8 protein-coding genes are annotated in these 13,083 nt (G+C 53.6%); 4 read left to right on the forward strand and 4 right to left on the reverse strand.

Annotated elements, in window-relative coordinates; all coding sequences use genetic code 11:
- The 3 genes from LLG96_09205 to LLG96_09215 form a co-directional block, all read left to right on the forward strand.
- The coding region (locus LLG96_09205; GenBank protein MCE5250384.1) for an aminotransferase class III-fold pyridoxal phosphate-dependent enzyme at positions 1 to 566 on the forward strand (566 nt) is incomplete at its 5' end.
- A gap of 33 nt (positions 567 to 599) precedes the next feature.
- Positions 600 to 2,006: a trimethylamine methyltransferase family protein gene (locus tag LLG96_09210; protein MCE5250385.1), complete on the forward strand. Its 1,407-nt coding sequence runs from the start codon at positions 600 to 602 to the stop codon at positions 2,004 to 2,006.
- Positions 2,007 to 2,867: 861 nt separating this feature from the next.
- Entirely contained in the window at positions 2,868 to 3,983 is a 1,116-nt protein-coding gene (locus tag LLG96_09215; protein MCE5250386.1) for a glycoside hydrolase, read from the forward strand.
- A 117-nt stretch (positions 3,984 to 4,100) separates the two neighbouring features.
- Here LLG96_09215 and LLG96_09220 read toward each other — a convergent pair whose 3' ends face one another.
- The 4 genes from LLG96_09220 to LLG96_09235 all read right to left on the reverse strand — a co-directional run bounded on the left by LLG96_09220 (position 4,101) and on the right by LLG96_09235 (position 10,432).
- Positions 4,101 to 6,638: a glycoside hydrolase family 95 protein gene (locus LLG96_09220; protein MCE5250387.1), complete on the reverse strand. Its 2,538-nt coding sequence runs from the start codon at positions 6,636 to 6,638 to the stop codon at positions 4,101 to 4,103.
- A gap of 29 nt (positions 6,639 to 6,667) precedes the next feature.
- Positions 6,668 to 8,212 (reverse strand): cyclase family protein, encoded by a 1,545-nt coding sequence (locus LLG96_09225; protein MCE5250388.1) that lies wholly within the window; start codon positions 8,210 to 8,212, stop codon positions 6,668 to 6,670.
- Positions 8,142 to 9,200 carry a hypothetical protein gene (locus LLG96_09230; GenBank protein MCE5250389.1) on the reverse strand — a complete coding sequence of 353 codons (1,059 nt, stop codon included), beginning with the start codon at positions 9,198 to 9,200 and terminating at the stop codon, positions 8,142 to 8,144. The genes LLG96_09225 and LLG96_09230 overlap by 71 nt, the downstream gene beginning before the upstream one ends.
- A 116-nt stretch (positions 9,201 to 9,316) precedes the next feature.
- Complete coding sequence (locus LLG96_09235) at positions 9,317 to 10,432, reverse strand: DUF5009 domain-containing protein (protein MCE5250390.1); 1,116 nt, start codon at positions 10,430 to 10,432, stop codon at positions 9,317 to 9,319.
- Positions 10,433 to 11,194: 762 nt separating this feature from the next.
- Here LLG96_09235 and LLG96_09240 point away from each other — a divergent pair.
- Positions 11,195 to 13,083, forward strand: a 1,889-nt coding sequence (locus LLG96_09240; protein MCE5250391.1) for an amidohydrolase family protein, incomplete at its 3' end; no start/stop codon positions are given.

The following is a 13,083-nucleotide window of genomic DNA, read 5'->3' on the forward strand; positions in this document are numbered from 1 at the left end:
GGGGCGCACACCTGAAATTCGGCGTCGTTCCCGACATCGCCGTGTTTGCAAAGGCTCTCGGCAACGGTCATCCTGTCGCAGCGGTCATCGGAACGCCGGAAGCCATGGAGGGCGCACATTCCTCCTTTATCAGCAGCACCTACTGGACCGAAAGCGCAGGACCCGCCGCCGCGCTCGCGACAGTCCGCGCGATGATGGACACCGATGTTCCCGGCCATATCGCCCGTGTGGGCGCGAAGGTGACCGGCTATTGGCGCGAATCGGCCCGCAGGCACGGTCTTCCGGTTGTTACAGGTGACGGCTACCCGTGCCTCGCCCATTTCAGGTTCGACCACGAACAATCCGAGGAACTGAGGACGCTGTACACCCAGTACATGCTTGAGAGAGGTTTTCTCGCGGGGACGGTCATTTATCCGACAATGGCCCATACCGATGATGTTGTCGAATCGTACGGCACCGCGATTGACGAGGTATTCGGCGAACTTGCCTCCGCGCTGAAGGCCGGAGATGTTGCCGCCCGTTTAAAAGGTCCGGTTGCGCACAGCGGATTCGGTCGGCTTACCTGAACATGAAGAATCAATAGAACCGGGCAGGTATCCATGAAAAAACTCACTGAAACCCAGGTGCGGCAGATCAAGGTGGCTGCGGAAGACCTCCTCGAAGATGTGGGATTTTCAGTCACTCACCGCGAAATCCAGCGCTGTGCACGGAAAGTCGGAGCGTATGTCGATAAGACGTGCGGCAGGATACAACTGCCACGGACGCTCCTGAGAGAGCTCCTCACCCATGTGCCTTCCCGTTACACCATCAGGGGATTGACGGGCAGCGAGGCAACAGTCGGAGACGGGACACCCCGCGGCCTTGCGATTGTCACCGATCCATGGATACTCGATTACAACACCGGACGTCTCCGGCGCCCCCGTCTGGAGGATGTGCGGCGACATACCATCATTGCCCGGAAACTCGCCTGTATCGATTCGATAAGCCGTATGGATTTCCCCGTCGTCGATGTCGATGGTCCCGCTTCATCGTGGCGGGCGCTCGAAGAACACCTCCTCCATCACACGAAGCACTACATGGTTATGCCCGCCGATATCGGGAGCTTTGAACGGTGGCTCGATATCGGGCGGATTCTTCTCCGTGGTGCAGAGCTCAAAGGGAGCGGGCTCCTGTCGGTCGGAGTCGCGGTTGTTTCCCCGCTTGTTCTCAATGACCTCAATGCCGAGCTCCTTATCCGGGCGTGCGGGCACGGTTTTGCCGTGGTTCCAACAGTCTGCCCCATGGCGGGAACGACATCACCGTACAGTATGGCGGCAACCCTCGCTCAGGGAAACGCCGAATGCATTTTCATTGCGGCGCTCGCTCAGATGCTCAATCCCGGCAACCCGGTTCTCCACACCTTCGGCCCGTCTGTCACCGATATGCAGTCCGGATATGACCGGTACTATACTCTTGACAAAGCGCTGTGGAAAATGGCCGGTGTTCAGATCGGACATGCGTACGGTATGCCCGCTGCCGCCGAATGCGGCGGTACGATGGCGGGACGATATGACCTCCAGAGCGGCGCGGAAGGAATGCTCTTCATGAAGGCTGCGCATGATTCGGGCGCCGATGTTCTCTCCGGGTTCGGTTCCTGCTGTAACGCGGTCGGCATGTCTGCGGAAATGATGCTTATCCAGACCGCCTGGCTCGAAGCGGCACGGTATCTCGGGCAGGGAATAGGATTTGACGATTTCAATCAGGGGCTGCATAGTTTAACAACCACCTGTCCCGGTGGGAATTATCTCACCGATGAGCTCACGCTGAAAAATTTACGGTCCTGCGAGTTCTTTTCGCACAGGCTGTTCGATTACGCCGGATGCGGGAGCGGGAGCGGCTCCATGCTCGCACGGGCGCATGAGATGGCAGAAGACATGGCGAGCGAGACCGAATCGCCTGTTCCGGGAGATATTCAGGAAAACCTGAGACGTTATTTTCACGATTTATACAGATCGATGGGAGCGTGATTACTGATTTTTCATAAAATGTTTACCATAAAGGCACCAAGGCACAAAGACACAAAAGAAAAGAGATTATTTTTCTATTTTGAGTCAGAACTGGCCGGTAAAAATATTGTATACCTTGTTATTTACAGCAGCACATGTTGTTACCATCATTAATCATGGAAACTCACCTCGCGTATAACATTTAGATAATACAGATGTTGATGGCGCTCCCCCTCTCTTGGAAAGAGAGGGGATTGAGGGGTGAGTTCGGGTGGAGAAAAGGGGTGAAAATCATATCCCAAACAATCCATATACCGGTAAAAAGCTCTATTTTTCAAGATTTTTTTCTTCACAATTTTACCGGACACTACTGATTTTGAGTAATTATCAATCGCCCACATCTAATCCGATCTATTCATGAATTATTATTGAACGCGGATTTTTTCTACAGTGGGCAACCACGGGGGGTTGCCCCTACAATAAAAAAACACGAACAATTATTTCGTCATGTATAATACTTTTTGTGCCTTCCTGCTGCAACGCAGCGCAGCGCGGCGAGTTTGGTGAAATATTTTCACGAATAATCCGGGTTAACACTGTCTATTCACAAATATAAATAGAACACGGGTTTTCGCGGATTTGAATTTTATATATCAATTGGTAGTAATGTCGACATGCAATTGTAACTAAAAATAGTATTAATAATATATTATGTTTCTTTGTGCCTTGGTGTCTTTGTGGTTAAGCATATTATCATGAATAATCAGGATTAAAAGATGTAAAAAAACAAATCTACGAAAATCCGCGTTCTATCAAATTGTTATTAATAAATCTGGTTACATGATTTTTTCATGCAATACCGAAAACAGGGAGGTCAGCAGAATGAAACGGTACTGTCGAAGTATTTCCGCGTTTTACGCGCTCGGTATGTTTCTGGGGATGTGCGCGAGTGGTTTATTGTCTGCCGAGACGCCGGTTTTCCGGGAAACCAGGGTTATCGGGAATGTGGAGAACATCGTCGCCGTGGACAATGTCTGCGCCTGGCCGAACCTGACTCTCATGCCTGATGGAACGATTATCGCGACAATCTTCAACAGGCCCTCCCACGGCCAGGAGGAAGGTAACGCCGTGTGTTATGCGAGTTCGGACGGTGGCAGGACATGGAAGTATGTCGGGACACCGGCGCCCAACGATCCCGGCACGAACCGCATGAACCTCGCGGCAGGTCTCGGTAATGACGGCTCGCTTGTCGTTCTCGTATCGGGATGGGGCGGCAAGGACTTCCGGGAATATATTCTCCCGGTCGCCGTGTGCCGTTCCGGCGATGGCGGTAAAACATGGGACAGGAACGGATCGTTCACGCTTCCCGAGGGTGAAACCTGCCTCATCCCCTTCGGCGACATTGTGCGGCTCGGCGGCAAAACCCTCGCTGCCACCGCGTACGGCTACCTGAACAGGCAGAGCAAGCCCGTCTATCTCCTCTACAGTTACGATGACGGGCGCACCTGGGGAGATGCCGTTCCGATGGGCAGGTTCGGCAACGGTCCCGGCGAATGGAACGACTTCAACGAGACCGCAGTCCTGAGAATCCGGCCCGACCGCTGGCTTGCCGCGCCGCGCACGAACAGAGTGGGCGATCTCCAGCTCATCGTGTCCGCAGACGAGGGCAGAACATGGAGCATCCCCGAAGCGCTGAAGGGCGGCGGCCTGACACGGCGAAGCGAACATCCCGCCCACCTGCTCCGTCTCAACGACGGGCGCATACTGCTCACATACGGTGTCCGGTGGGGCGTGCACGGCACCTGCGCGCGGGTAAGCGACGACGAGGGCAAAACATGGGGCGAGCCGATGATGATCGTGTACTACGGCGGCGGAGATGGCGGCTATCCGGCGAGCGTTCAACTCGGGGACGGCACCATAGTGACCGCATACTACTGCGATGCAAATAAAAATCACCCGCGCTACCACATGGGTGTGGCGCGCTGGAAACTGCCGTAGATCTTGACGGTATTCGATGCGATGCAGTGTAATGATTCGTTTATCATGTACGATGTACGATTTTAGATTTACGATTTTTTACTGAATTGACTTTTATAAATCGTACATTATTTTTGTTCAAATGTTATTCGGTTTGAAAATAATGCGTTCCCCCGTCGATGTCGTGATGGTGAAGCGTTCGCCGGTGAGGACGGTTTTCCCCTGTGCCCTCAGACAAACAGCGCCCTTTTTCCACGGTGATATCATGGTCAGCGGCTGACCGGCTTCGCTCGTGATTTCAATCCACTGAACACTGCCGCCGCTCATCCGGGCGCTCACGAGGAATGCGCCGACAGCACGGAGCGTTCTGAATTCGGCATCCTTATCCTTTTGCCAGTTCGGGAACAGGCGAAGCTCGCCGTTATAGCTCTGGAGCAGGCATTCGTCGATCACGAGCGGCAGTGAAAAGTTCTCGAACCAGTTCCCCATCAGTCCCATCCAGTCATAAGGAGTGCCGTTGGTGTAGCGGCCGTGAATCTGAAGCACCTTGTCGATGCAGGTGCCGTTCGGGATGAGGCAGTATTCGATCTGACGTTTGAACTTTTCCAGATCGAGAATTCCGAGCCGAGCCGCCTGGACATTGAGGAACACGAGCTCATTGCCGCCCTCGTTCTGCTGGTTGTTGAACGTGTTCACCGCGATTTTATACTCTTCAGGCGAAGAGTGAAGCCCGTGTTCTTCCCCGGGGAACACGGTCATGAGGCTTACGGGGACATTGTAGACCACTTCCGGGTTCTCGCCCTTGACCGAAACGAACACTTCGCCCCGCTGTGACCGCGCGGTCGGATAATCGGGGAAATGGGCAAGAATATCGCGGACATCGCTCATGAGCTCCCGTTCCTCCTGCCCGGATTCGAGAATTGTGCATGCCTCCAGATAGGCGTCGAACACAAACCGTGTCAGAGCCAGGTCGGCGATCGTGTCGTAATTCTTGTCGAATCCCGGCTGCAGACCGTACAATTCCGGCGGAACCGACGGGAACACATGGTACTTGTCATCACCCCACTGCGAACCGTGCGCTTCCGGGCGTTTCATGTAATCCACGAGGAAAAGAACCGCCTCCCTGATGACCGGGAACGCCCGTTTCCTCAGAAATTCGGTGTCCATGGTGTAGGTGTAATGCCACCAGAGGCTCTGCACCGACCACGGGGTTTCGAACACCTCCCAGCCCCATGTCGGGAGCGGATAGGGCATGATGCTCATCTCGACCGGATAGGCTGAATGGGGGAAAAACGCCCCGCGCATGTCGTAGTATTCCCGCGCCCATTTTTTGCTGACCGGGAGAAGAGTTCGCTCGACCATATCCACATAAGGAAGGTGCAAGTCGGCGTGGTTGCTCGAAAACGTCACCCAGAACGGCTGCTGGGTGTTGTAGTTCATGTGGTAGTCACCGTGCCACGCAGTACCGATATTCCTGAAGCTCCAGTTTGCAAAAAGACCCGGACATGTCACGCCGGGGCGGACGGAGCACCTCAGGAAATAGAGGTTGTGATACCATGTCCGTTCGAGGATGTCATCGTCGAGGACGACGCCCGACCTGCTCCAGAATTCGTTCCATGTCACCTGTGATTTCTTCGCCGCATCGTCGTATCGCGCCCGATCGGGCGAGGGCATATCGGCCGAATTGAGCCCGACCGCCGACGCGAGGCCGTCATCGAGTTGGACACACAGGAAAAACGGCTGTGTATGATCGATTAACCCTTCGGATGTTTTTGTCGATGAAGCCTGTCCGGGAATCCACGGGCCACCGTCCGGGTGAGTTTCGCTGTCGCCTGATGGCGGGATATGAGCAAAGGCTCTTCCGATCCCTGCGGTGAGGCAGAACGCCCGGTCTTTCGGGTGCGCCTTGTACGGTCTGGTTTCGGTTATCTCCTCGAACGGGAGAATCTGGCGGAATGAAAGGAGACCTCTGGTATCATACTTCAGCGAGGTGTATTCAGGCAGTTCTTTAGGAGTTTCCGGGTCTGGTGCGAGAGACATCGACACAAACGGCGACGCTGCGGGTTTCCCGGAATCGTCGACCATGCGGCCCCAGAGCCTGTCGGCGGTCATGTCGGTGAAGAGCTCGAACCTGACCCGTCTGCCGTCGACGAGGAAGTTAATCTCACACACTCCTGTGTCGATTGAAAGCCGGTGGCCTATGAGCTCCGCCTCACGGCGGTCGAACCAGAGGACAAGGGAGCCGCAGGGAAACGGCCGCGGATAGGGTTTGCGATAATTCTCCGCCATGATCTCGAGATAATCCCTGAACCAGGGTACACTCGACAGATCGGAGACCGTATCGGGTATGGCCTTCACTTTTTCGAAAAGTTCGCGGAAAGTACCGATCTTCTCCTTGTTGTTCTCCGCCAGCCGGATGTCCCACACATCATTGTGGCCGAAATAAATGACCACCGCATCGGGACGTGTCGTTACGATTGCGCCGAGACCGCCGTTGCCGAGGACTGCTCCCTCGAAAAAGTTGACCGCCGGACGGTCGGAAACGATCGGATGGAGTCCGGCACGCCCGGCAGGATCGACGGACGACAGGCCCTTTTCAGTCTGGGCGGTAATGTCATGTATCAGGATGCTCAGAAAACAAAAAGCAAGAACCGGAATACCGAATACTTTTCTCATGATGTCCGTCACCCCGTGTTAACAATAGTTCATCGATCCGGCACTATCGCGTAGGCTCTCACCGGACAGCCGTCCAGCCCTTTAAGCCTGAGCGGAACCGCGGAAAAGAATACACGCCCCTCGTCGAGTGCATCGAGGTTCGTGAGCTCCTCGACGATGATGATTCCGGCCGAGAGCAGTTTTTTATGGATTACCACGCCCTTTTTCGTATGGATGCTCGGCATTTCGACTCCGATGAGGGCAATCTTCCTCTCCACGAGCAGGTCGGTCAGTTCTTCAGAAATTCCGGGATACGAGGAGAAGAAATCGGATTTACCGTAATGGCTGTCCCATCCCGTCCTTAGAAGCACACGGTCTCCCTCGTGGATATCCGCAAGCGCTTTCCCGAGATTCGATGGTTTGATTTCGTTGTCATCGAGAGTGCCCGATACATCGATGACGAGCGCTTCGCCGGCGCAGTTTTTAAGGACAGCTTCCGTGTCGACCGTTGCGCCATCGGCAAGAAAATGGAACGGCGCATCGATGTGAGTGCCGGTGTGGGTACCGAAAGAAACATCGTGGACGCAGCAGCCGTCCTTTTCATGGCTCAGCACACGGGTGACCGAAAAAACCGGATCGCCCGGGTAAATGGGCATGCCGGCATATACCGGATGAGACAGGTCGATAATCATGGTTGAAGGCTCCTTAAGAACGAACGGTACGGTGCCCGATGAGCTTTTTTGCACATATTCCGCCAAACGCGGCTTTATGATCGATGTCCAGAGCCGGTAGCCGCTCTCGTTGAGATGAAGGGCATCGTCGAGGAAAAGCTCCGGGCGGACGACACCTTTGTCGTTGAGCATCGGGGTCGCGACATCGATGAATTCGAGTCCCGTCTGAGATTGAGTAAATTTTCCGATAAGTTCGTTTGCACGTTGAGTGTTGCTCCACAATGTCCACCGGCTGGGACTCGGTTTGATGGATACGAAGAATATCGGAATATCAGGGAAAGCGCCACGGATTTTTTCAACGAACCGTTTATAATCCCCGGCGATTGTCTCGGGTGTTTTCTTTGCCGCGATATCGTTGTCGCCCTCGTAGACAACCACCATGGACGGTTTGTAGGGGATGACAATCCTGTCGGCGTAACGGAGAGCATCCGCTGTCTGCGATCCACCGAAACCGCGGTTGATGACCAGAAGCGGGGCCATATCTTTTTCGAGGGTTTTCCACATCCTGAAACTCGAGCTTCCGACAAAAAGGATCGCGCCTTCCGGTGGAAACTGCTCGCGGTCTTTCTGCTCGAATTCGAGAATGGTCTTTTCCCATTGGTCGGTTCCGGCGGCGTTACCGGTCTGTGCATATCCGGACGGTACCGTTATGGCAAACAGGAAGCAAGCGAAAATCAACAGCGATATGGTGCGCATGAGTGATCTCCCGTTGGAGGTTTGATTCGATACGTACCCGGAATATTCCGAAAACAGCGCCGGGAATGCCCCGGTGTATGGCTGCGGTATCTCGACGTTATTGCGGAATGACATCCCACTTGTCGATGCGGACTGTCGGCATGCGATAATCGCCGATCTCTTTGACATCTATCGGTATCCCGCCTTCGTTCGCCGATTTATAAGCCGCGATGACGACCCGCATCTTTTCGATGATATCCTGACGGGTTTCGGGCGATTTATTCGTCATGAAGGTTTTCTGGACCTCATGGAGAAAATCCCTGAAATTGAGCGTGTAATCGTTCGACCAGTGCGTACCGTCCTCGACGACCTTATGATCGTGGAAATAGACACGGTACCACTCCATGCTCTCTTCGCTGCCGCCGAGATTGAGTACACCCTGTATGGGCGGTTTGTCTCCACGGGGTTCGTACTCGAGGTGGATGCGCGACACGGGAATGCCTGTCGGATCGTAGCCTTTCGAGCCGTCCCACCCGATCAGCGAAACACGCCGGACACCGCCTCCGATGAGACGGTGCACCGGTTCGAGGCCGTCATTGGTATACGATGTGAAGAAATCGACGTAGGTATGCGCATAAAACGATGCTATGTTTTCCTTCCTGACACGGCCGTAGAGAATGGTGTTTTCCGGCATATCGACGGTAAAAGAGCCCGTATAGACAGCCGAACCGGTCGACTCTGCCAGATCGAGTATACGCTCGCATGTCGGCACATTCACTGCGACAGGGCTGCAGAGAAAGATGGGCATTCCCTTCCGGAGAAACGGCTCGGCGAGCTCGTACGACCGGTCAAAGTCCATGATCATAGCGGCGTCCACCTCATCGACCATGTCATGAAAATCCCTGCACACGTTCGGTATGGAGTACCGTTTTGCAAGCCCGCTGGGGGACTGCCTGTCGCCGTTCCAGCGGTCGAGCATCTTTTTGACATAGTCCGGCGAGCCCGCATAGTTCTTCGAGTAATCGTCGCCCCAGACATGGGTCACACGAATGAGAAGCGGATTCGGCTCAGGCGCGTTGATGACACGCATGTAGTCGCCATAGAAGGAAAACGGGCCCGTGCCGACCCATCCGACACGGATGATCTTTTTCGATGTGGGAAATGTCGATTCCGGCATATTTACTCCTGATGTTGATATTCTGTTACCTTTTACAGTTCACAATATTCAATTAACCACGGATTTACACGGATTGCACGAATTTATGTTTTTAAAACAGCATTCACGGTTAAAAATCAGATACTTACAAATGTCTTCTTCCTGTACATCCAGTACAGGATCACCCACACAACCGCAAAGGCGGCAAGCGCCTGGACAAAATCGTTCCATTCGCCCGCCCATTTTGCGAGCCCTCCCACGAATATGGTGCCGATATTCCTGAAATCGTACAGATGGGTAGCCATATATACGGCGATCGAGTTCATTCCGATGATGGTGAAGACGAACGCCCATTTCCGGTATCCGAGCACATCGATGATTAGATAGAACACCGCGAGGAGAAGGTAGCTCAGCCCTCCTGAAAAGAGCACGAAGGAGCTCGACCAGATGTGTTTGATAATCGGAAACCATCTGCTCCAGACCAGCCCCGCAATTATGGTTCCGACGCCGAGACCCAGCAGACGCAGGACTTTTTCTTTTCCCGTTCTTTCCGACTGGAGCAGGTATCCCGCGAACACGCCGAGCATCACCGTGCTGCCGAATGTCATGATATTGAGGAGCTGGGTATACACCCGGTCCTGTGGAAGAAAACCCTGCATGATGAGATGATCGAGATAAAAACCGAGGTTCCCCGTGGGGGTCAGGACCCCGGCGCCGTAACCGGGCACAGGGACGAGTTTCATGAGCGCCCAGTACAGGAGCAGAAAAAAGGTTGTCGCCGCGATCTGCCGTCTCAGGTTCATGGCGAGCATGAGAGTCGATGCGACAAGGTATCCCGCCCCGATTGCGGGCAGTGTGCCGATGAAGATATGGAGACTCGACCAGCTGTATTCGAAGAGGTTGCCCTGGGTCATCATTCCCAGCACGAAAAGGATTATGACCCGTTTGATGACGTGGACATATATATCCTTTTTGCTGTCGCCCCGCGTGAGGCGTTTTTTGAAGGAATACGGCATCACCACGCCGACAACAAAGAGAAACAGGGGCATGATGAGGTCGAGGAAATGAAAACCTTCCCATGGCACATGTTCGAATTGCGGCATGAGAGCATTCAGATACCGGTTTCCCGAACCACGGGCTATTCCGCCGACGATCTCGGTTCCCCCGATGATCCAGAACATATCGAATCCCCGGAGCGCATCGATCGATGCAATCCTGGCGCCCGGTTTAACGGCCTGGCTGTTACCACTCATAGTGAGTCAGTCCTTTGAGAAGGGCGATGAATAAGGATTTTTACATGCGCCCGACGATGAAAGCGGTTTTTCCCCTTGGCCCGATCTATTAACAAAATGTAATAGAACGCGGATTTTCGCGGATCGGGCGGATTTTCGCGGATTTCAATTTTCAATCAAATCTTTTAGGTGTTAACGTTTTATAATTGCTAAATATAATACAAATAATATGTTATACAAATTTGCGTCTTTGTGTCTTCGTGGTATAATACTCTCATGTATAACCTCCATGACTATAGATAGTCACAACGAAGGATGAAAAATATATGAAGGCTGCATATGGATTCCCGATTAACGATTCGGGAATGACGGCGTTACAGAGATTCCCGACACAAGGCCGGGGCTTCAGCACCGGGAACCGTAAATGCATTTTCAGATAAATTCGGGTTAGCACGCTTCCGGTTTGGTTCTCTTTGTCCCTCAGTCCCTTTTCCACTTTTCCATAACCCGACAAATTCAAAGATATAATAATGGTGCAGTCTTTCCCTAAAGTCAACATCTCTATGTGATGTACATGTAAAAACTTCTCGTATTTTCGCTTGCTTTTCGGCGATTAAATTGCTTTGATTGATGTTTAACCCGGAATACATCACATATCACGTATTTGCGGCGGAACAAAAAGGTGATAGAATCATTGCTGTGTTTCGAGTATGGTTCCGAGGTTTGTTCATTCATGTGTTCCATTTCTTTTAAACATTGTACACCTTGAATAAAGAGGATTGTATGAAACAGTCGGTACACAATACGGTTAAAACATGGACTGTCCGGATTCTGCTTATTTTTTCCCCTGCATTGTGTCAGGGGCAGACAGCGCCCGTGATCGGCCTCCACGAAAACACACCGGATATTGTCGCTTTGACAAACGTCCGCATCGTTGTTTCCCCGGGCACTGTTCTGGAGAAAGCAACTCTTATTGTGAGGGACGGTATTGTCGAGGCGGCGGGTCCAACCGCCGCGGTGCCTCCCGACGCGGTTGTCCGTGACTGCGCGGGTAAGACGGTATATCCCGGTTTTATCGACCTTTACAGTCATTATGGCATCCCCGGAACGGTAACCGATGCTCCCGGAACCCTCCACTGGAATGACCGCGTCCGTCCCGAACGTCACGCCGCACTCCTGTTCAGCCCTGACAAAACGGCGGCGCAGAACCTGCGGAAAAACGGCTTTACCGCGGTGCTGACATTCCCGTCTGCCGGTATTTTCAAGGGCGATGGTGCGCTCGTGCTCCTGAGTGATACCGTATCCAACAAAGCGGTTCTCCGTGAGAACGAGGCGCAGGCCATGGCGCTTTTCGCTCCGGGAAACGACTATCCGAATTCTCTCCAGGGTTCGATTGCCCTCATACGTCAGACATTTCTCGATGCCCGATGGTACAGGGACGCATGGGAAGTATACTCGAAAGATACGGGAGGGCGTACCGCACCGGAAACCAACCTTTCTCTCGAAGCGCTCCGGCCATTCGCGGACGGGAGCAAGCCTGTCGTGATCGAAACATCCGATGTGCTCGATATATTCGACTGCACCGACATCAGCCGTGAATTCGGTCTCGACCTGTGGCTACGCGGAAGCGGTTTTGAATACCGCCGTCTCGAAGCGGTAAAAAGCAGGGCGGGAAAACTGATCGTCCCGCTCAATTTTTCCGAGCCTCCCGATGTTTCCACCGATGAGACGAGTCTCCGCGAGCTCCGCCACTGGGATTTCGCCCCGGAGAATCCCGCACGGCTCTCTCAGGCGGGAATCGATTTCGCTTTGACAGCCGATACCGTCAAGCATGAGAATTTCCTCAAAAATCTGCGGACGGCGGTCAAACGCGGCCTGCCTCCTGAAAAGGCGCTGGGTGCTCTGACAACGACACCGGCACGGTGGCTCACCCTTTCGGATGTCCTCGGCACGATCGAGAAGGGGAAAATCGCGAATTTCATCGTAACGGACGGCGACCTGTTCGATGACAAAACGAAGATACTCGAAACATGGGTGAACGGCGAACGGTACGAGGTCAATCCGGAACCGGAGATCGATGTCCGCGGCACATGGACCGTACAGGTGACCCCGGAGGACAGAATACAGGGGCTCAAGCTCGAAATATCAGGAGAGGCATCGAAACCGGAAGCCAAGGTACATTCCGGTGAGAAAACGGTACCCTCGCTGAAAACCGTGCTGGAAAAGCGGATCATCATGCTTGCATTTCCCGGAGACTCTCTCGGATGTCCCGGGATCATGCGGATGACCGGAATGGCCGAAAAGGGAGCAATATACGGCGACGGGGTATGGGGTGACGGCGCGGGATTCACCTGGCATGCCGAACTTACGGAGCCGTGGAAGGCAAAGCCCGATACGACGCATGCCGAGCCTCCCGTAATGGCAGAATATCCTGTTGTGTTTCCCGAAGGCGCTTTCGGGTGGACAATGCTCCCCGAACAGCCCGAAACGGTGCTCATAAAAAATGCCGTTGTATGGACATGCGGGCCGAAAGGGGTTTTAAAAGAAGCCGATGTGCTCGTGAAGAAGGGAAAAATTGCCGAAGTGGGCCGGAATCTGTCCGCGCCGCGCGGCGCTGTTATCATAGACGGCGCCGGGAAACATGTCACCCCGGGTCTTATTGATGCCCATTC

The sequence above is a fragment of the bacterium genome, from assembly GCA_021372535.1.
Classification (GTDB): Bacteria; Latescibacterota; Latescibacteria; order Latescibacterales; family Latescibacteraceae; genus JAFGMP01.